At 70.8% G+C, this 20,170-nt stretch carries 18 protein-coding genes; 3 read left to right on the top strand and 15 right to left on the bottom strand.

What is annotated here, in order from left to right:
* Positions 1 to 134 precede the first annotated feature (134 nt).
* From QQM67_RS02645 to QQM67_RS02625, 5 genes are all read right to left on the bottom strand, one after another.
* Positions 135 to 2,621 carry an ABC transporter permease gene (locus QQM67_RS02645; RefSeq protein WP_314171871.1) on the bottom strand — a complete coding sequence of 829 codons (2,487 nt, stop codon included), beginning with the start codon at positions 2,619 to 2,621 and terminating at the stop codon, positions 135 to 137.
* A complete protein-coding gene (locus QQM67_RS02640; RefSeq protein ID WP_314171870.1) occupies positions 2,618 to 3,385 on the bottom strand; it encodes an ABC transporter ATP-binding protein in 768 nt (255 codons plus the stop codon). Before QQM67_RS02640 ends, QQM67_RS02645 begins: the two co-directional genes overlap by 4 nt.
* Complete coding sequence (locus QQM67_RS02635) at positions 3,382 to 3,909, bottom strand: PadR family transcriptional regulator (RefSeq protein WP_314171869.1); 528 nt, start codon at positions 3,907 to 3,909, stop codon at positions 3,382 to 3,384. The genes QQM67_RS02640 and QQM67_RS02635 overlap by 4 nt, the downstream gene beginning before the upstream one ends.
* 117 nt (positions 3,910 to 4,026) lie before the next feature.
* Complete coding sequence (locus QQM67_RS02630; RefSeq protein WP_314171868.1) at positions 4,027 to 4,329, bottom strand: DUF397 domain-containing protein; 303 nt, start codon at positions 4,327 to 4,329, stop codon at positions 4,027 to 4,029.
* Positions 4,326 to 5,153: a helix-turn-helix domain-containing protein gene (locus QQM67_RS02625; RefSeq protein WP_314171867.1), complete on the bottom strand. Its 828-nt coding sequence runs from the start codon at positions 5,151 to 5,153 to the stop codon at positions 4,326 to 4,328. Before QQM67_RS02625 ends, QQM67_RS02630 begins: the two co-directional genes overlap by 4 nt.
* A 166-nt stretch (positions 5,154 to 5,319) precedes the next feature.
* Here QQM67_RS02625 and QQM67_RS02620 point away from each other — a divergent pair, with 166 nt between their 5' ends.
* Positions 5,320 to 7,395 (top strand): alpha/beta hydrolase, encoded by a 2,076-nt coding sequence (locus tag QQM67_RS02620; RefSeq protein ID WP_314171866.1) that lies wholly within the window; start codon positions 5,320 to 5,322, stop codon positions 7,393 to 7,395.
* 912 nt (positions 7,396 to 8,307) lie between these two features.
* Here the strand turns inward: QQM67_RS02620 and QQM67_RS02615 are convergent.
* The 4 genes from QQM67_RS02615 to QQM67_RS02600 form a co-directional block, all read right to left on the bottom strand.
* Complete coding sequence (locus QQM67_RS02615; protein WP_314171865.1) at positions 8,308 to 9,837, bottom strand: AI-2E family transporter; 1,530 nt, start codon at positions 9,835 to 9,837, stop codon at positions 8,308 to 8,310.
* 214 nt (positions 9,838 to 10,051) lie between these two features.
* Positions 10,052 to 10,741, bottom strand: coding sequence for an aggregation-promoting factor C-terminal-like domain-containing protein (locus QQM67_RS02610; protein ID WP_314171864.1), 690 nt, complete (start codon positions 10,739 to 10,741; stop codon positions 10,052 to 10,054).
* A 477-nt stretch (positions 10,742 to 11,218) separates the two neighbouring features.
* Complete coding sequence (locus QQM67_RS02605) at positions 11,219 to 12,541, bottom strand: PhoH family protein (protein WP_314171863.1); 1,323 nt, start codon at positions 12,539 to 12,541, stop codon at positions 11,219 to 11,221.
* Between the two features lie 370 nt (positions 12,542 to 12,911).
* Positions 12,912 to 13,712, bottom strand: a complete 801-nt coding sequence (locus QQM67_RS02600; RefSeq protein WP_314171862.1) for an isoprenyl transferase — start codon at positions 13,710 to 13,712, stop codon at positions 12,912 to 12,914.
* 176 nt (positions 13,713 to 13,888) lie between these two features.
* Here QQM67_RS02600 and mgrA point away from each other — a divergent pair, with 176 nt between their 5' ends.
* Both mgrA and QQM67_RS02590 read left to right on the top strand, forming a co-directional pair.
* Entirely contained in the window at positions 13,889 to 14,941 is a 1,053-nt protein-coding gene (gene mgrA / locus QQM67_RS02595) for an L-glyceraldehyde 3-phosphate reductase (RefSeq protein ID WP_314171861.1), read from the top strand.
* Between the two features lie 600 nt (positions 14,942 to 15,541).
* Complete coding sequence (locus QQM67_RS02590; RefSeq protein ID WP_314171860.1) at positions 15,542 to 15,721, top strand: hypothetical protein; 180 nt, start codon at positions 15,542 to 15,544, stop codon at positions 15,719 to 15,721.
* 126 nt (positions 15,722 to 15,847) lie between these two features.
* Here QQM67_RS02590 and QQM67_RS02585 read toward each other — a convergent pair whose 3' ends face one another.
* The 6 genes from QQM67_RS02585 to QQM67_RS02560 all read right to left on the bottom strand — a co-directional run bounded on the left by QQM67_RS02585 (position 15,848) and on the right by QQM67_RS02560 (position 20,145).
* Entirely contained in the window at positions 15,848 to 16,600 is a 753-nt protein-coding gene (locus tag QQM67_RS02585; RefSeq protein WP_314171859.1) for an OmpA family protein, read from the bottom strand.
* 4 nt (positions 16,601 to 16,604) lie between these two features.
* Positions 16,605 to 17,195: a hypothetical protein gene (locus QQM67_RS02580; RefSeq protein WP_314171858.1), complete on the bottom strand. Its 591-nt coding sequence runs from the start codon at positions 17,193 to 17,195 to the stop codon at positions 16,605 to 16,607.
* A gap of 32 nt (positions 17,196 to 17,227) precedes the next feature.
* Positions 17,228 to 17,782: a hypothetical protein gene (locus tag QQM67_RS02575; protein WP_314171857.1), complete on the bottom strand. Its 555-nt coding sequence runs from the start codon at positions 17,780 to 17,782 to the stop codon at positions 17,228 to 17,230.
* Between the two features lie 35 nt (positions 17,783 to 17,817).
* On the bottom strand, positions 17,818 to 18,021 hold the full coding sequence (locus QQM67_RS02570) for a hypothetical protein (protein ID WP_314171856.1): 204 nt from the start codon (positions 18,019 to 18,021) through the stop codon (positions 17,818 to 17,820).
* 269 nt (positions 18,022 to 18,290) lie between these two features.
* Complete coding sequence (locus tag QQM67_RS02565) at positions 18,291 to 19,181, bottom strand: DUF5936 domain-containing protein (protein ID WP_314172224.1); 891 nt, start codon at positions 19,179 to 19,181, stop codon at positions 18,291 to 18,293.
* Positions 19,182 to 19,200: 19 nt separating this feature from the next.
* A complete protein-coding gene (locus QQM67_RS02560; protein ID WP_314171855.1) occupies positions 19,201 to 20,145 on the bottom strand; it encodes a type II secretion system F family protein in 945 nt (314 codons plus the stop codon).
* Positions 20,146 to 20,170: the final 25 nt, after the last annotated feature.

The following is a 20,170-nucleotide window of genomic DNA, read 5'->3' as shown; positions in this document are numbered from 1 at the left end:
GCCGTGCCCGCCACCGTCTAGCAAAGTGATAGCACTTTAGCGCGAAAACACGGTTCCGGCCAGCATGGGGGCCTGGCCGGAACCGTGTGCGGGTGGGAGCGGCCCACGGATCGCCCGCGGAGCCGCTCGGCGCGTCACTCCGTACGCAAGCCGTCCGGCCGCATCATCCGCCACAGGAACGGCAGGCTGACCAGGGTCACCAGCGCGATCACGCCGGCGCCCGAGGCCGCGGTCGGGACGAACACGAGCCAGTCCGCGGACGCGTCGCCGAGCATCCGCAACAGCACCCAGCCCAGGCCGAGTCCGAAGAGGACCGCGAGTCCGATGCCGAGCACGACCGGCACCGCCGTCTGCCACAGCACCGAGGCGCCGAGCGTCGAGCGTTTGGTGCCGAAGGCGACCAGGACCGACAACTGCCGCTTGCGCTCCCGCAGTTGCTCCAGCATCGAGACGGTCATGCTGGCGCCGATCAGCAGCAGCACCGCGACGGCGGCCGCCATCACCGCCCGCTTGAGGGTGCCGAGCTGCTCGGCCGTCTCCTGGTCGGCGTTCTCCCACAGGGTGAAGGAGGGGTCGGCGTGGAAGACGGTCGTACGGAGGTTCTCCAGCGCCTCGGTGTTCCGCTCCGTCACGGCCCAGCCCCTGAACGACGGGTTCTCCAGCCGATGCTGGGGCAGCACCGACGGCGTGAGCATGATGCCGCCGTACGGATAGCCCTCGGGTGAGCCGACGGCCCGGACCGTACGGGCGGAGTCGGGCACGCGCCAGAGGTTCTTCTTCTTGGCGTTCTTCGCGGTGGCACCGTCGAGGATCAGGGACATGCCCCGCTTGGGTGTCGGGTCACCGCTCTCCGGCTGCGGCATGGAGGGGTCGTCGCCCTTCTTGGGCGGCACGATGAAGACGTCTCCGTCGTTGCAGCGTCCGATGTGGGCCGCGGTGCGGAGCGTCGCGCACTTGCCGATCACGACGTTCACGCCGTCCTCGACGCCCTTGGCCTCCTGCCATGCCTCCAGATGGCCCTGCGCCTTCATGACGCCCTCGGTCCGCTTGAGCCGGCCGGCGAGGGCCTCGGCGTCGGCGAGCGTGGACTCCGGCCCGTAGACGTCGATATGGCTCTTGTCGGAACTGCTCGTGTAGCCCTCGGACGCCTGGGAGTTCTCCGCGACGGAGAAGAGCAGCTGGAGCGCGATCGCCCCGGCCACCGCGACGGTGATGCCGCTGACCGCCCTGGAGGCGTTGCCGCTGCTGAGCTGGAGCCTGCGCGTCGCGAGCTGCCAGGCGAGCGGCCCGCCGCGCAGCCGTCCGACGATGCGCTCGACGACCCACGGCAGCAGCAGCACGATGCCGCTCAGCAGCAGCACCACTCCGGAGACGACCTGCACCTCCTTGACCGATCCGCCGCCGCCGTCCAGCGATCCCGCCAGCGGGAGCAGCAGCGCCGCACCGCCCGCGGGAGCCAGCAGCCGCCACCACAGGCGCCGCTTGCGCTGCTCGCTCTTGCGTACGAGCCCCAGCGGCTCGATCGCGACTCCGCGCAGGGCGAAGATGGTGACCACCACGGCCGTGAGCGGCACACCGGCGACGATCAGCAGCCCCAGGGCGAAGCCAGGTGTGACGTCCTCGGGGAAGAGGCTGATGCGGAACAGCTCGACCTTGCCGATGAACGCCCTTCCCAGCAGGAAGAACCAGCCGCCGAGAAGCAGTCCCAGCAGCGCCCCGACCAGCGTCTCCCCCGCCGCCATCCGGCGGGCGCTCGCGATGTCGGCGCCGACGAGGCGCAGGGCGGCGAGTCTGGTGTCGCGCTGTTCGCCGCCGAAGCGCACGGCCGTGGCGATGAAGATGGCGACCGGCATCACCAGCACCGCACAGGCCACCACGACCAGCAGCACCAGCACCGGATCCATCGGCTCCTCGTCCTGCGGACTGCCGAACTTGGTGACTCGGGTGGCGCCGTTCGAGACCGAGAGGTCGTCCGCGCCCTTGTAGAAGGCGAGTTCGGACGGGCCGAGCAGGCCGTCCTCGCCGATGGTGCCGGTGACCTTCCCGTCGAGCCGCTTGCGCAGCTCCTCCCCCTGGGGGGATTCGAGCACGTTCTTCAGGGCGGGAGACACCGCGAGCTCTCCGGGAGCCGGTATGCGGTCCAGCCCGGGGGGAGTGGCCGGGCTGGACCCCTCGGCCTGGAGCAGGCGCCCGTACAACTGGTTGCCGTGCCAGCGGTTGTTGGCGTCCTTGCCGAGGACCGAGTACTCGCTCCGCTTGACCTTGTCGCTCTGCGTGCTGAACGCGCCCGAGCGCGCCTCCGAGCGGGTGTCCTGGCTGCGGACGATCTCCGGCACCGCCGCCGCGAGCAGCAGCACGGCCACGCCGAGCGCGACGCCGACGGCCGTCAGCAGCGTGCGGAGCCACCCCTGCCGCCCGCCGCTCGTCGCGAAGCGGGCGCCCAGCGCGAGATCGTGAGCCCATTCCCGGGGACCGGCGGCGCCCCTGCCGCGCCTTCGCGCAGCGGCGCCGGTTCCTCCTGTCCGCCAGGCCGGTCCGGCTGGTCCCGCCGGTCCGGCCTCCCCGGTGTGCTCGTCGTCCTCGTCCGCGCGCTGCTCGACGCGCGTGTCCGAGGCGCTCACAGGGCGCCCACCATGCTCCGCGCGCGGCCGTCCCGTACGACGACCTCGCGGTCCGAGTAGGCCGCGACCCGCGACTCGTGCGTCACGAGGACGACCGCCGCCCTGGTCTCGCGGGCGGCCTCGGTCAGCAGCTGCATCACGCGCTCGCCGTTGAGCGAGTCGAGCGCGCCCGTGGGCTCGTCCGCGAACAGCACGCGCGGTCCGGCCGCGAGCGCTCGGGCGACCGCGACCCGCTGGCCCTGTCCGCCGGAGACCTCGCCGGGGCGCTGACGCCGTACGTCCTCGACCTCCAGCCGCTCCAGCCACGCCGCGGCCCGCGACTCGGCCTCCTTGCGGGCCATGCCGGACAGGCGCAGCGGCAGCGCGGCGTTCTCCAGGCACGTCAACTCGGGGACCAGCTGGCCGAATTGGAAGACGAAGCCGAAGTCGGCACGGCGCAGGGCGCTGCGCCGCGCGTCGTTCATCGCGGTCACGTCCTCACCGCGGTACGTGACGGTGCCGGCGTCCGCCTGGACGATCCCGGCGAGGCAGTGCAGCAGCGTCGACTTGCCGGACCCCGAGGGGCCCATGACGGCCACGATCTCGCCGGGGCGGATCGCGAAGTCGGCGCCGTCGAGCGCGGCGGTCGAGCCGTAGGTCTTGTGCAGCCCGCTCGCGGCGAGCAGGAACTCAGAGGGCGCACCGGCTTCTTGAGCGCCGGCGGCCGCCGCGGATGCCGCGGCCTGCCCGGACGCCGCCGAAGCGGTCGATGCCGTGGACGTCATTTCCGTACCTCCGTGGCCAGCTTGTCGAGCCTCGCGGCCGTCAGCTCCAGCCACCGCAGATCGGCTTCGAGGTGGAAGAGCGCGTGGTCGCAGATGAGTTGGTCCGCCAGATCCCCGCCCTGCTTGCGCCGCGTGAGCTCCCGCATCAGGCGCAGGTGCTCGGCGCGCTGCGTGTCGAGCTGTTCGCCCGCGTCGCGCCCGGTGAGGAGAGCGAGCACGACCTTCGTGTAGAGGGTGCTCTGCAAGTACGGCTCCGGCTTCTCGGGACGGGAGAGCCACTCGGCGACGTCGGTGATGCCGGCGTCCGTGATGGCGTACCGCTTCCGTTCGGGTCCGCCGCCCGGTTCGATGCCGTCGACCTCCACGAGGCCGTGCTTCAGCAGGCGGGACATCGTCGAGTAGACCTGCCCGTAGTGGAGGGGGCGGTCGTGCCCGAAGCGTTCGTCGAAGGCGCGCTTCAGGTCGTAGCCGTGGCGGGGGCCCGACTCTTCCAAGAGGCCGAGCAGCGTGTGGCTGATGGACATGGCCGGGACTATACATCAGGGGTATACACCCCGTGCATAGAATCCCGTAAATGAGCTCTGAGCTGCGGAAAGGCGCCGAAGGGTCGCCGGATCGGCACCCGGGGCGGCGTCCTCAGGTCACGGGAGCCCGGCCGGTCGCCGGCTCGCCTTGAGGGCGCCGACGAAGGACGACCACGCCACCGGACCGAAGAACAGCGCGGGCCCGTGCGGATACTTGGCGTCCCTCACGGGGACGGCTCCGGGCCGGGGACCCGGGCCGGTAGCGGTACCGGAACCCGAACCGGCTCCAGCACCGGAACCGGCACCGCGGTCCGCGCGGGCGACCTCGACGCAGTTGCCGCCCTCCGCGTTGCTGTAGCTGGACGTGTGCCAGACGGGGCGGGCGGCGGCCGTCGCCCGTGGCGTCGTGCGCGGAGTCACGGTTCGTCTCCCTCCATCAGCTGCTCGATGAAGTCCGCGGACCGCGCGGGCGTCAGCGACGAGTCCCTCAGTACGTCGCACGAGACGCGGAGCCTGTCCACGTCCTCGGTCTCCTCGACCAGCTCCCCCGACCAGGAGCCCTCCGTATAGGCGACGGCCCGGCCGTCCGGCATCCACAGCAGCGTCAGCGAACTCCCCAGCAGATGCTGGAGACCCGCCGCGAACGGCAGCACCTGGAGCGTGACCCGCGGCAGCGACGCGATCTCCAGCAGACGCTTCAGCTGCCTGCGCCACGCCGCAGCGTCGCGCAGGCGCCGACGCAGCACGGCCTCGTCCAGCACCGCCCGGAAGCGCGGCGCCGCCTCGCCGGTGATCAGTCCCTGCCGCCCCAGCCGCGCGGCGGCCTGCTCCTCCACCTCCTGGTCGTTGCCGAGCCGAGCCGTATGGAGCTGCTCGCGTGCGTACTCCTCCGTCTGGAAGAGGCCGGGCACCGTGGCCGCCGCGTACTCGTCGCGGGCGGTGGCCCGCCGCTCCAGATCCATGAACCGCCTGAACCGCTCGCGGTACACCGCGTCACGGGCCAGCTTCCACAGCTCGCCGAGGTGGCCGCCCGTGCCGTACGCCTCGTCCAGGGCCGCGAACACCGCGGGCGTGCCGAGCCGTTCACCGCTCTCCAGCTCCCTCAGGTACGCGGGCTCGTACGCCGTGCCGGCCGCCAGATCCCCGAGCGACCTGCCCGACCGCTGCCTGAGCCGGGCCGTCTCCGCCGCCAGTACGAGCCTGGCCGACGGCTTGCGCCCGTGACCGGACTTGCGTGCGGGCATCGCCACTCCCCTGGTTTTCCTCTGAAACGTGCTTCCCGTCACCCCTACCGACGGCGGCTGTGGTGAACAACCCGTTTTCGGGACGGATATGCGCACTCAACCCGCTCCCTCCGCAATGCGTCAGCCGTAACGGCGACAGAGTTCCGGTATGGGGTGGGGGCGGACAATGGGGTACAGGACGGAGGAGAGACCGGGTCTCGACCGTACTGTCACGGGCACGGTCACCGATCGGGGTACGGACGCGGGTACGGAGACGGACGGGGATACGGAGGCGGACGCCTGTCCGGGTACGGACGCCCGTACGGGCACGGTTCAGGTGCGGAACGCGCTGCACACCGCGCCACCGGCCGTCCCCCGTCGCCGGGAGCACGGGCCTCTCGCGCCCTCCGCACCCGGCACGGGAGCCCCGTCGACGCCGCTGCCGCCGCCGCTTCCCGGCCCGGCCCCGCGGCAGCGCCGCACCCCCGCGCTGCTCCGGGCGCTCCGCCGCGCCGCCTCCCGTGGGGTCGCGATCGCCCGCCGGCCGTACTGGCAGCGTCCCGACCCCGCCTGGGTCGTACGGCGCTGGCCCGACCTGACCGCGACGTGCTTCGCCACGCTCTTCTTCTGGCTCTCCCTGACGCCGTCACTCGTGCCGCGCCCCTGGCTGCTGCAAGGCGTCATCGGCGGCATCACCGCCGCGATCGGCTATGCGATCGGGGCGCTGCTCGGCAGGCTCGCCCGCCTCGCGCTCGCACCGGTCTGCCGCCGCCTGCTGCCGCGACCGCCGGGCGAGCGCGCGCGGGCGCACGCGTGGCAGGCGTACTACGTGCTCGCGCTCGGGCTCACCGTCCTGGCCCTGTCCGAAAGCGCGCGCATGCAGCGGCAGTTGAGGGCGTTGCAGGATCTGCCCGAGACGCTGACCTGGCACTCGATGATGATCACGATCATGGCGCTGTCGCTGTGCGCGGCGCTGCTGTTCCTGGCCCGCGCCATACGCCTGGGCACGCGGACCCTGATACGGGGCCTGTGCCGCTTCGTGCCGCGCCCGGTCGCCGTCGTCGCGGGTCTGCTGATCAGCGCGACAGCGGTGGTCGTGGGCACGCGCGACGTCGTCTTCGACCGCGGTGTCGTGGACGTCGTGGCTCAGGTCGCGGAGAGCACCGACCGGGGCACCAAGGACGGCGTCGTCCAGTCCGGCTCCCGGCTCGTCTCCGGCAGCCCGCACTCGCTGATCCCCTGGCGCGAACTGGGCTACGAGGGCCGCAACTTCACCGGTTCCACGCCCTCGGCCCGCGCGATAAGCCGGGTCACGCACCGCCCCGCCCGGGACCCGGTGCGCGTGTACGTGGGCAGGCGCGCCTTCGGCGGACCGGGCGCGACCGAGGCCGAAGCGTACGAGGCCGGCGCCCGGCTGGCCGTCGCGGAGCTGGAGCGCACCGGCGCCTTCAAGCGCGAGGTACTGGCCGTCGCCGGCACCACCGGTATGGGGTGGGTCAACTCGACCGACGCCGAGCCGCTGGAGTACCTGCACGGCGGCGACACCGCCATCGTCGCGATGCAGTACTCGTATCTGCCCAGCTGGCTCTCCTTCGTGGTCGACAAGGAGCAGGCCGGACGCGCCAACCGGGCGCTCGTGAAGGCCGTACGGGAACGCTGGCTGGAGGAGCCGCCGGACAGCCGTCCCGAACTGGTCGTGTTCGGCGAGAGCTTGGGCGCGTACGGCGTCGAGGCGGCCTTCGACGGTCCGGACGACCTGCTGTCGAAGGTGGACGGCGCGGTCCTGGCGGGCTCGCCCGGCTTCTCACCGATCCGCGAGTCGATCACCGCACACCGCGACGCGGGAAGCCCCGTGTGGCGGCCGCAGTACGAGCAGGGCAGGCACTTCCGCTTCGCGCAGTGGCCCGCGAAGGATCTGGACCGGCCGCCGGGCCCGTGGAAGGGACCGCGGGTGGTGTACCTCCAGAACGCGTCCGACCCGATCGTGTGGTGGTCCTGGGACCTGGCCCTGGAACGGCCGCGCTGGCTCGCCGAACCCCTCGGCCCGGACATCACGGACGAGGTCCGCTGGTTCCCGTTCGTCACGTTCTGGCAGACGACGGTGGACCTGGCCGTCTCCTACGACGTCGACGCACCCCACGGCCACCGCTACGGCACCGGCTCGGTCGAGGCATGGATCGCCGTGGCCCCGCCGGACGGCTGGCACGCGGCGGACTACCACCGCCTCAAGCGGTACATGGACGACCGGAAGGCGCCCTACTGACGCGCGAGACCTCGGCACCTCCGAACAGCCCTGCCGGGCGGGGCGGTTGGGCGCCGCGTCCGGTGCCCTGCGCCGCCCTGAACGGCCGTACACACAGGGACGGTTCCAGACCCGCCCGGCGGCCCCGGCAACCCGGCACGGGCGCCTCGGACGGCCATTGGTACGGGGGGTGGCTTGGGCCCTGCCAACCCCGCAGGCAGCCATGACGGCACGGCCAGCGAGCCCCCGAGGGACGGCCCCCAACGGCCGTGCGTGGCCTGGCGGTTGGCGAACGCCTGCCGACCCGGCCGGGCTCGCGGCTCCATCGCATACGCCCGACCGCCTGGGGCGAGTCCGCAAAGCGGCGCGTCCCGCTCGTACGAGCGACGACGAGCGGTCTCGTGCGGCGATCGACAGGCTGGGGTGGGGGCACCCCCACCGGCGGCTAGGCAGAGCGTGCCAGGCCCGCGACCCGGGGCCCCAGACGGAGTCTGAGGGGGGACCTGCGGACACGCCCCAGCGCGAAGCGGCAGCTGTACAGGGGCAGTTGAGAGAGGCCCCGGCGCCCGACGCCTCAACGAGCCGATATGGACGACCCGGCACGCGCGCCACTGCGCGCTGCCACGACGGCGAAGGCTCGGCGGCGTGAAAGCCCGCCGGGCGGCCACCAGGCAGCGGGCCACCACCGCCTCAAGCGGGTACATGGACGACCGGAAGGCGCCGTACTGACCTTTCGCCGCGCCCCGGGGACCCGGCTCCGCCCAACAGCCCTGCCGAGCGGGGCGGTTGGGCGCCGCGTTCGGCGTCCGAGCCCGGACCGGCAGCCGCGCGGCGGCAGTTGAGGGCGGCGCGGCGGCGTGAAGGCCGCCGGGCCGTGGCCGCATTCCGGCGCCCGGCACCGTCTCCCGTACAGGAACTGGAACAGGAACAGCCCTACTTCTCGGGCCCGTTGGGACCGCCCGGCTCCGGCGGAGGTGCTTCGTCTGCGGACTCCGTGGGGGGCGCACCGGGTTCCGTGGGCGCTTCGGTGCCGCCCCGTCCCGTCCTGCCGCGCTTTCCGGGCTTGCCCGTACCCGGGCCGCCACCGGAGCCTGACGGGGCGCCGGAGGCGCCTCCAGAGGCACCGCGGGGGCCGCCCGCCGCCGCGGCACCCGCGACACCCGCGGGAAGCGCGTCCCCCCGCTGCCCCTCGGAGTACGCCCGCAGATAGCCGGACACCGTGTTGATCACCGCCACGAGCGGCACCGCCACCACGGCCCCGGGAATCCCGGCGATGAGGCTGCCGCCGGTCACCGCCAGCACCACCGCCAGCGGATGCACCCGTACCAGCCGTCCGAGAATGAACGGCTGGAGGATGTGGCTCTCGATCTGCTGCACGAGCAGTACGACGGCGAGCACCAGCAGCCCCGTGAGGGGCCCGTTGGTGACGAGCGCGACCATCACGGCCAGCGCACCCGAGACGACGGCGCCCACGATCGGCACGAACGCGAAGATGAAGATCAGGACGGCGAGCGGAACCGCCAGCGGCACTTCCAGGATGTAGATGCCGACGCCGATGAAGATCGCGTCGATCATCGCGACTATCACGGTCCCGCGCACATATCCGGTCAGCGTCCCCCACGCCCGCGGGCCGGCACCGGCGACGCCCTCGCGTGCCCCGGCCGGTACGAGCTTGAGGAACCAGTTCCAGATTCCCCGCCCGTCGTAGAGCAGGAACAGCGTGATGAACATCGTCAGCACCGCGCCGGAGAGGAACTCCAGCAGGACGGTGACCCCTTCGAGCCCCGCGGAGGTGACCTCCTGGCTGTTGTCGCCGAGCCACTGGCTGAGGTTCTTGGCGACGTCGTTGACCTGGTCCTCGGAGACGTGGAACGGGCCTTGGATCGCCCAGCGCTTCCCCTCCTCGATGGCGTCCTGCACGCGATCGGTGAGGGTGGGCAGGTTCTCCGTGACCTGCCAGACCACGAACCAGCCGACCAGGCCCATCACCACGAAGCCGGTGATGAAGGTGATCGCGGTGGCGAGGCCCCGTCCCACTCGGTGACGCCTGAGGCGGGCGACGGTCGGCTGCAACAGCGCCGTCACGAGCAGCCCGGCGGAGAACGAGAGCACGAGAAGGCTGACGGAGCTGATGACCTGTATCAGGACCCACACGACACCGGCGAGCACCAGCAGCCGCCACCCCGCCTCGGCCGCGACCCGTACCCCCCAGGGCACCGCCGTGGCGGGCGCGGGCCTGCCGGCGCCGGCCGCCCCGGCGGGCGCCGGGGGCCCGGGCGGCGAACCGGGCGGCTCGTCCGGCAAGGACGGCGACGACTCGGCGGCACCCTCCGCGCGCGGACCGGGCCCGGCGCCGGGGCCGCTGATCGCCGCCTCCTTCGCCAACTGCTCCTCGCGCCGCGCCGCGACGCGCGCCGCCATGCGGGCCACGCTGTCCCGGAGCCTGTCCACCCTGCTCGTCATCCCGCTTCCTCCACCCCCGGGAGACCCACATGTTCCCGTTGCCGTTGAGTGACGACGTTACCGGCGTGAAGGTTGCTTCCGCCGCGAGGAGGCGATGATGTTCACCACCTGGTCACGGCAGACGCTCACCCCCGTCCCGACGATGCGGGACGGGGGTGAGCGCTAAGTCTGTGACGTCGTACGGCTCAGGATCCGGCCGTGCCAACCGCCTTGATCAGTACCAGTTGTTGGCCTGCCAGAAGTCCCAGGCACCGCAGGGGCTGCCGTACCTGTCGTTCATGTAGTTCAGGCCCCACTTTATCTGCGTGGCGGGGTTCGTCTGCCAGTCGGAGCCGGCCGAGGACATCTTGGAGCCCGGCAGCGCCTGGAGCAGGCCGTAGGCACCCGAAGAGGCGTTGCTGGCGCGGTAGTTCCAGCCGGACTCGCGCTCGACGATGTTCGAGAAGCACTGGAAGTCGCCGCTGCCGACGATCTTCTGTGCCATCGACTTGACTTCGCCGACCGTGTACGAGCTCTGCGCGGGGAAGTCACCGGCGTCGGCACGGGAGGAACGGCTCGCGGCGAGCTTCGCCTGGCGCTCCTTCTCTGCCTTCTCAGCGGCAGCCTTCTTGGCCGCGGCGTCCTCGGCCGCCTGCTTGCGCGCTGCTTCCTCGGCGGACTTCTTCGCTTCGGCGTGCGCAGCGCTGGAGGCGGCGTCCGCCTGCTGCGTCAGGGAAGCGGTCTGTACCCGGGCCTGCTGACCCGCCGGTATGTCTTCGAGGAGCGTCGAGTCAGCAGCGGTGGCCTCGACATCGTTCGTCGTCTGACCCTGCTGACTGCCGGAGGCCACACCGACGACGGCGCCGACGGTGGTGACCGCGGTGGCGGACGCCACTGCGAATCCCCGGACGGAGATCCGAGTCACACGTTTTCCTTCCAACGTGCCCGCTTGGGTGACCACGCGGGCGCTGATCGTGCCCCTGGCACAGACCTCCTCGGAACACGGTCACAGGAGGTACGGGCCCGTAGGGCCCCCCTTGGGCTGGGAGGACCCGCATGGTGCTCGGGCGGCATACGGCGTGACTGCTTTTCAGTTCTGTACTGCCATGTGGTGCAGCACCATTGCTGGTACCGAAGTGCCGTATGCGGGGCCTGACAGGAACCACACCCTGCCGGACGCGAGTGGGCTGAGGCAATTCCAGGCTGAGTGGGATAGGTCACACGTGGTTTGGCTGTCACATTGAACGGAAACACGCGCGCGCGGCCCACCCGAGGGCTAGAGTGTCGCGTTCTCAACACCCCTCGTACGAGCGAACAGCGGGCGGCGAGGCTCTGAACAGCGTTGACGCCGGCCGCCCTTGAGAGCGACCGGCGCCGAACACCGGAAACGGGGTAAAACCCCTCAGATGTGCGTCTCTTCGAGCATCTCGGTCACAAGTGCCGCGATCGGCGACCTCTCGGACCGGCTGAGCGTGATGTGCGAGAAGAGCGGGTGCCCCTTCAACTTCTCGACCACGGCGACGACTCCGTCGTACCGGCCGACGCGCAGATTGTCCCGTTGCGCCACGTCATGGGTGAGAACGACCCGCGATCCGGCGCCGATCCGCGAGAGCACGGTCAGCAGCACGTTCCGCTCCAGCGACTGCGCCTCGTCGACGATCACGAACGCGTCGTGCAGCGAGCGCCCGCGGATGTGCGTCAGCGGCAGGACCTCCAGCATGCCGCGCTCCACGACCTCCTCGATCACCTCCCGGCTCGTGACCGCCGAGAGAGTGTCGAAGACGGCCTGCGCCCACGGGTTCATCTTCTCGGCCTCGGTGCCCGGCAGATAGCCGAGATCCTGGCCGCCGACCGCGTACAGCGGCCTGAAGACCATCACCTTCCGGTGCTGCCGGCGCTCCAGCACCGCCTCCAGCCCGGCGCAGAGCGCGAGCGCGCTCTTGCCCGTACCGGCACGGCCGCCCATGGAGATGATGCCGACGTCCGGGTCGAGCAACATGTCCAGAGCGATGCGCTGTTCGGCGCTGCGGCCCTTGATGCCGAAGGCCTCACGGTCGCCCCGCACGAGCTTGATGCGGCCCTCCGGCGTGACGCGGCCCAGCGCCCTGCCCTTCTCCGAGTGGAGCACCAGGCCCGTGTGGACGGGGAGTTCGGCGGCCTCGGCCACGAAGACGCTCTCGGCCGCGAAGAGTTCGTCGATCTCCTCCCCGGGCAGCGTCAGCTCGGACATGCCCGTCCAGCCGGACTCGGTGATGGCGAGCTCGGCGCGGTACTCCTCCGCGTGGAGTCCGACGGACGACGCCTTGATGCGCAGCGGCAGGTCCTTGGAGACGACGGTGACGTCGAACCCCTCTGCCTGAAGGTTCCTCGCCACGGCGAGAATCCGCGAGTCGTTGTCCTCCAGCCGGAAGCCGGCGGGCAGCACGCCCGGATCCGAGTGGTTCAGCTCGACACGGAGCGAGCCGCCCACGTCGCCGATGGGAATGGGGGCGTCCAGGCGGCCGTACTTGACGCGGTATTCATCCAGCCTCCGCAGTGCCTGCCGGGCGAAGTACCCGAGCTCCGGGTGATGCCGCTTTGCCTCCAACTCGGTCACGACGACGACGGGAAGCACGATCTCGTGCTCCTCGAAACGGTCCATCGCCATCGGGTCTGCGAGCAGCACGCTGGTGTCGATGACATACGTGCGCCGGTCGGAATCGTTGCGCTTCTTGCTTGTCACCACGGGTGGACGAACCCCCTCGGAAGAGGTCGGGGTGCGACGGCGTCGCAAGGGAAGAGACCGGTCCGGACCCGCGCGGGGCGGGCCGGGCACCGGCCCTCCGCGACATCCCAGTCGCCGCACTGGTGCTGCGGCGGTCCGTGGTCTGCAATCGGGCCTCCCGGCGCCGGGGCCTGTGGAGGGCACCCGGCCATGAGGGGATATTCCCCCGGGTGAGCACAAGCATGCAATGGCATATGCGGAGGTCCCCGCCAGGGTGATTTCGGCTACCCGTACCGGCGACACCGCCGCTGGTCACCGGCCGGAGCGGTGCCGGGGGCGCCTCGAAGCGCCCCTTCGGGCCTCCGTACGCGGGGGCGCGGAGAGGTGTGGATCAGTTCCCGTAGCGGCGGTGGCGGGCCGCGTAATCACGCAGAGCACGGAGGAAATCGACCTTGCGGAAGGCCGGCCAGAAAACCTCGCAGAAGTAGTACTCCGAGTGGGCGCTCTGCCAGAGCATGAAGCCGGAGAGCCGCTGCTCCCCGCTGGTGCGGATCACCAGGTCCGGATCGGGCTGGCCGCGGGTGTAGAGGTGCTCGGAGATGTCCTCGACGGTGAGCGTCTCCGCCAGCTCGTCCAGGCTCGTGCCGGCGGCGGCCCGGTCCACGAGCAGCGAGCGCACCGCGTCGGTGATCTCCTGGCGGCCGCCGTAGCCGACGGCCACGTTCACCAGCACGCCGTCGATGTCTCCGGCCTTCTCCTCGGCCTTCTTCAGCACCTGCTGCGTGCGGTCCGGCAGCAGGTCGAGCTGGCCGACGTGGTGGACGCGCCAGCGGCCGTCGTCCGCGAGGTCGCGCACGGTGTCCTCGATGATGCCGAGCAGCGGAAGCAGCTCGTTCTCCGCGCGGTTGAGATTGTCCGTGGAGAGCAGCCACAGGGTGACGACCTTGACGTCCGTCTCCTCGCACCAGCCGAGCAGCTCGCGGATCTTCTCCGCGCCCGCCTGGTGGCCCTGCTCCGTCGTGCCGCCCGAGGCCCGCGCCCAGCGGCGGTTCCCGTCCAGGATCACGCCGATGTGCTTGGGCACCTGGTCGGTGTCGAGGCGGTACTCCACCCGGCGGGCATAGAGCCTGTACACCAGGTCACGAAGCTTCTTGTAAATGGCCAGCCCCTCCTTCGGCGAGTCCGGGACCATTGAACCTTACTGCGGGTGAAGCCCTTGGACGAAGCCGGGCGGCAAGGCCTTCGCGGGCGGCCCCGCGCCTGAGACCGCCGGCTCCGGGTAAGCGCCGCCCGGGCGCGACGTCCCGCGGGTGAGGAGTCCGGGACCACGGTCGAGCGGCTCCGGTGGGGCGCTGATAGGAAAGGTCCATGACGGACGACTCTCCCCTTCACCCGTACCGCGCCGACGACTCCCGCTACGACTCCATGAACTACCGGCGCTCCGGCCGCTCCGGCCTGAAGCTCCCCGCGATCTCCCTCGGCCTGTGGCACAACTTCGGCGACGACCGTCCGCTGGAGACGCAGCGCGCGATCCTCCGCCGGGCCTTCGACCTCGGGGTGACCCACTTCGACCTGGCGAACAACTACGGTCCGCCGCCCGGCTCGGCGGAGCTGAACTTCGGCAAGCTGATGGCGCAGGACTTCCGCCCGTACCGCGACGAACTGGTCATATCGACCAAGGCGGGCTATCCGATGCACCCGGGCCCGTACGGCGACTGGGGCTCGCGCAAGTATCTGCTCTCCTCGCTCGACGCGTCGCTGCGGCGGACGGGCCTCGACTACGTCGACATCTTCTACTCGCACCGCTTCGACCCGGAGACCCCGCTGGAGGAGACGATGGGGGCGCTGGTCTCCGCCGTCCGCCAGGGGAAGGCCCTGTACGCCGGAATCTCGTCCTACAACTCCCGCCGTACGCGCGAAGCCGCCGCCCTGCTGCGGGAGATGGGCGTGCCCGCGCTCATCCACCAGCCCTCGTACTCGATGCTGAACCGCTGGACGGAGGAGGACGGGCTGCTCGACACCCTGGAGGGGGAGGGCATGGGCTGCATCTCCTTCGCCCCGCTCGCGCAGGGCCTGCTCACCGACAAGTACCTCCAGGGGATTCCGGAGGGCTCGCGCGCCTCGAAGGGCACGTCGCTGGACCCCGGGCTGCTGACGGAGGACGTCCAGCGCCGGCTGCGCGGACTGGACGACGTCGCCCGCCGCCGCGGCCAGTCTCTCGCGCAGCTGGCGCTGAGGTGGGTGCTGCGGGACCCGCGCATGACGTCGGCCCTGATCGGCGCGAGCAGCGTGCGGCAGCTCGAAGCGAACGTGGCGGCGCTGGACGGGCCGGAGCTGACGGCGGACGAGCTGCGGGAGATCGACTCGTACGCGGTGTCCGAGCCGGGCACCAACATCTGGGCCCGCAGCAGCGAGAGCTGACGGCGCCTCACGAGGAACCGCCCAAAACGTAAAACGGGCCGGTCCGTGGGGGGATACGGACCGGCCCGAGGGGGGGTTCCCACCCTAGCCCCTGTCAGGGGTTCGTCCGGACACCAACTGCCGCGCCCGCCACGTCGTTTCCACACTCTTCCCGCGCGCGGAACCCGCGGTTCGGACGGTCGTGGCGGGGCACGGAGGCCTGTGCCCGGGCTCGGGGCCTGCCCTCGCCGGACGTCGGGGTCGTGGGAGAGCGGCCGCGTGCAGTACCCCGACGAGCGACGCCATGGGACACACCAGCTTGACGCTCCCCGAGGCCCGGGCTCGGCGGACCCGGCGACGGCGCCGCCGAACGCTCGGGCCGGTCCTCGTGAGGCGCTGCTCACGTCGAGGCACGGCCGGCCGGAAGGGCGCGCACGGGCGGGCGGCGGCGCTGGGCTCGTCCTCGCGCGAAAGGCGCCGGTCAGGACCGACGCGGGCGGAGTTGAGCGGTCTTGAGAAAGTCGGCCTGGAGAGGTTTACATCCGGTGAGTTGGCGTCACGTGACCTAAATCGCCCACTATTTGGACGTGGCTGTCAGTCCGAGGCTCTAGTCTTGACTGCATGTCCTCGACTTCCCAGCCGCCAGTTTCCGACGGTCAGACCATCGCCGAAGCCAATGAGGCGATCCGGCAGTATGTCTCCGGCCGTACGATCTGGTCGCAGGCGGACCTCGCCGAGCTGGACCGTCTGCGTACGGACTGGAAGCGAGCCGTCCAGGCGGCGGTCACGCGCGCGGCCTGAGCGCCGTACACCGGCTCACAGCGGCTCACACGCCGCCTCGCTCCAAGGAAGCCCACCGAACCGGCTCGCCCGTCTCAGCCCGCCCCCGCCCCGTCGATCCAGGCGGGGGCCGGTCCTGCCCGGGCGTCAGTCCTTGCGGGGGAAGGACACCTCGACGCGGCGGTTCTTCTTGCGGCCTTCCTCGGTCTTGTTGTCCGCGATCGGATAGTCCTCGCTGTAACCGCGCACGTTGAAGGTGACGGTGGGGTCCAACTCCTCTGCCAGCGCCTTCTGTACGGCGTCGGCGCGCTTCTTCGAGAGCGTCTTCCCGTGCCCGTAGGAGCCGAGGTCGTCGGTGAAGCCGAAGACGTTGATCTCCTTCGCCTTCTGGGAGTTGACCTCGTCCGCGATGTCGGCGATGCGCGACCGTGCGCTGCTGTCGAGCTTCGAGCTGTCCTTGGGGAAGAGCACTTCCGCCTGAAGCGTGAACTTCGTCTTCTCCGTGCTGTCTTCGCGGCGTTCCTCACCGCCCAGGTCCTCGGTGACGAACTTGATGTCGAGCACCTTGGACGGCGCGAGCTTCGCCCCGTCCGCGAGCTTGAGGCCCGCGGCCTGCGGATCGATCTTCACCGGCGGCTTGGAGTCCCCGAAGTTGTCCGGGGGTTCGCTGTAGTCGGGCGCGGGCGCGCCGCCCTCGCCCGGAAGCGAGGGAGCGCTCGTGGGGATGGTCGTGGGGTCGTCCGCTCCGGGGAGGTCCGTGGGGCCGCCCGGAACCTCGACCGTCGGCTCCGGGGTGGGGTCGTCCGCCCGGGCGCCCGAGGCGCTGAACGTCGTCAGAAGTACGGCCGAGGCGGAGGTACACAGGACTGTGCGCAGCACGCGGGCGGTGCTCGGCTTCATCTCGTCACTCACCTGACAGCTTGACCGTCGCGCTGGGCATGTCCGCCACCTGGAAGTCGACCGAGGTCGTCGTCGGCGGCGGTGCGGGGAACTGGGCGAACCACTCGGAGGTCTCGCCCTCCTCGAATCCGCCGGTGAACTTCGTGCACAGGCAGTGCCCGTTGGTGTCCCGGAGGATGTAGTAGCGCTTCTTCCCCCGCTTGTCGATCATCGTCGCGCCGGCCATCGAGAGGCCGTTGTCCTTGAGTTCGGACTCGTCGCTCGCCCAGCCGGGCAGCACGGCGACGGTGGGGCCGTCGTTCTTCAACGTCCCCTTGAAGGTGGTGAACCCGGACTTGTCACGCTGCGCGGAGTTGATGGTCAGGGTGAAGTTCCCGCCCTGACCGCCCTTCACCTGCGCCAGCACCTTGTCCGTGTCGCCCGAACCGCCCCCGGAGCCCCCCGAACCGTCCTGCTGCGACGAGTCGGCGGAGTCCTTGCCGTCGCTCCCGCCGTCGTCGCCACCGCTGCAACCGGCCACAGCGAGCGCCAGGCCGGCGGCGACCGCAACCGCGGCCGCCGCTCTGCGGGTTCTCGGGGTGCGCCGAATGGTCATGGATTACCCGTCCCCTGTTCGTCGTCCACGCATCAACCGACCAGCACCACCGAGAAGAGATCCGACGGTCGCAGATCAAGGTCGATGTCGTCCGGGTCGATCGTGAAGTCCTCGCCGTCACACGTGATTTCGATCAGCTTCTTGGAGTCGCCCGTGAGCTCGCACCGGGGCTTGAGGACGGCGGTGGCGCTGGCCTCCGCCTTCTTGTTGCCGGTGCCGGGCACGACCGAGTCGCCGGTGTCGAAGCGCGTGCGGACCTTCACGGTGTAGCCGTTGTGCCCGTCCTTGTTGATCGCGTCGCAGCTGAGGACGTCCGAGCGGTTGCGGGCGGCGAAGTGGTCGGCCTCGCCGCATCCGTCTCCGAACAGGGAGCCGATTCCGTCGAGCAGGTCCTTCAGATCCTTGCCGTCGCCGATGGCGCCGAGGACGTCCTCGAAGAGTTCGTCCCGGTCGTCCTGGGCGGCCGCGAGTGCCGCGGCGTCCGCGGCCGACTGGCCTCCGTTGCGTACGGTGCCCGCCTGGGCCACCGCGAAGAAGGCGAAGGCGAGGAAGAGCAGGGCGGAGATGACGGCCGCGTAGAGGATCACGGTCGCCCCCTCGTCACGGCGCCCGAACCGTCTCCTCAGCCACCGATGATGCTGTTGACCGCCTTCGCGACCGCGGCGGAGATGGCGGTGTTCAGGCCCAGCCCCCGGATCGCCAGGATGATCGCGGCGACGATGATCACGATGCCCGCGTATTCGATGGCGCTGGCGCCCCTGTCCGACTCGCGGCCGTGCATTCTCTCTGTGACACGACGCCGCCAGTTGCGGATGGCGTTCGACATCGCGGTCTCCTTCGGTGATGGCGGGCTCGTTGTAGTTTTTGTCCGCCTCTTCGTCGGCCAAACGGCAAGACGGCGTAGGGGAGTTGGAAAGTGCTGAAGTGAACTGGCGCCCCGTCATGTCACCCCTCGCCCCGTCGCCCACCGTTGCTGTCCGAAAGCAGACTGTGCCACATCGGCAGGCTCCGACGAAGAGTTGGGCGTCACACTGCGGGACTTTGGCGGAATCGCTTGAGGTGCTTGACTCTTCGGCTGTCATCCCGTCACTCCCGTCACCCGCTCAGTACGGAGCCGAAGTCGGTGTCCGAACCGAGCACGAAAGTGGCCACGATCAGGATCAGCGTCCCGGGCAACAGGAAGCCGATCGTGGTCATCGTGGCCTTCGGGACGGTCTTGGCGGCCTGGCGACGGGCGTTCTGCGCGTCCGTGCGGCGCATGTCGGTCGCGATCTGGATGAGCGTGTCCGCGATGGGGGCGCCGAGTTCCTCGCCCTGCTGGAGGGCGGTGACGAACTGGTCGACCTGCTCGCTGTCGTTGCGCTTGCGCAGCTCGTCGAAGGCGGCACGGCGGCTCACGCCCAGGTCCATCTGCCGCAGGGTGATGCGGAGTTCGTCGGCCCACGGGCCCTCATAGTGCTCGGCTACGCGCTCCATCGCCTGACGGAAGCTGAGGCCCGCGGAGACCACGACGGCGAGGACGTCGAGGAAGTCGGGGAGCGTGCGCTCGATGACGCGCCTGCGGTCGCGTACGGCCTGCCGGATCCCCAGCTCGGCCGCGGAGAGGCCGAAGGCCAGCACGAGGAACGCGAACAGCCAGCTGTCCACGGCCACTCCGACGAGCGCCATGAGGACGCCGAAGACCCCGTACGCGGCACGGCGCGCGGCATAGCGGTGGATGGTCAGGCCGCCCGGGTTGCCGGCCCGGTCGATCTTGCGGCGCTTGGCGTTGACGCGCTCCTCGCCCATCAGACGCAGCACGAGCGGCGCCAGCGGCATGCCGAGACGGTCGACGGCGGCCTCGCGGGCCGTCGTACGCGTCGCGCCGACCTCGAGCGCGACGGCGAGGTCGCTGGGCAGCTCGATGTGGGCGCGGTACATGCGGATTCCCGCTATGGCTCCGTACACGGCGAGAGCCACGACGCCGGCGAGAAGGAACGGCAGCAGTGCGGTCACGGACTCCTCCTCAGATCTCGATCTTGCCGAGGCGGCGGATGACGAAGAAGCCGGTGGCGAAGAGGCCGACGGCCACGATGATCGCGATCTGACCGATGGCCGAGCCGGTGACGCGGGCGAGGGCGCCGGGCATCATCGAGTTCATCATCAGCATCGCGCCGAGGCCCAGTACGGGCACGGTGAAGGCGGTCGCGTTGACTTCGGCCAGCATGGTGCGCACCTCGCGGCGGGTCTCCTTGCGCTCCTCCAGCGTGTCGGTGAGGTTGCGCAGGGACGCGACGAGGGTGCCGCCCGCTCGGTTGGAGAGGACCAACGTCGTGACGAGGACGACCAGTTCACGCGACGGCAGGCGTTCGGCGAGTTCGCCGAGGGCGTCCTCGACGGAGCGGCCCATCGCCAGCTGATCGGTGACGTGCTTGAGTTCCTCGCCCGCCGGTGCCTCCAGCTCGTCCGCGGCCATGCTCAGCGCGGTACGCAGGGCGAGCCCCGCGGAGGTGGCGTTGGCGAGGATGCGGGAGAGCTCCGGCAGCTGGTTGATGAACTGCTCGGTGCGGCGCTGCCGTTGGTGGCTGAGGAAGGCGCCGGCGGACAGCACGCCCAGTATCGCCGCGATCGGCCCGAAGAACGGCGCGAGCACGGAGGCGGCCACGAGCCACAGACCGGCGACGACCACGGCGACGTAGACGGTGAACTCGCCGGGCGTGATGTCGAGTCCGGTCGCGGAGAGACCGCTCTGTACACGGTTTCCCAGCCGTGTGCCGCGCAGCCGCTTGTCCACGCCGGTGAAGGCGCGGCGGCGGCCCGGCGGCAGTTCACGGCCGGCCGCCTCCTCGGAGAGACGCTTGAGGATCTCCTTGTTCTGCGCGCGTCCCGACGCGAACGCCATGACCGCGGCGACGGCGAGCGCGCCGGCCAAGAGGGAGGCGCCGAGCGCGAGTTGGGCGGTGGTGTCCATGGCGTGGGTCCTGGGTCCTGGGTCC

The sequence above is a fragment of the Streptomyces winkii genome (genome assembly GCF_032248595.1).
In the GTDB taxonomy this organism is placed as follows: domain Bacteria; phylum Actinomycetota; class Actinomycetes; order Streptomycetales; family Streptomycetaceae; genus Streptomyces; species Streptomyces winkii.
This window is presented reverse-complemented; position numbering and strand designations above follow the sequence as displayed.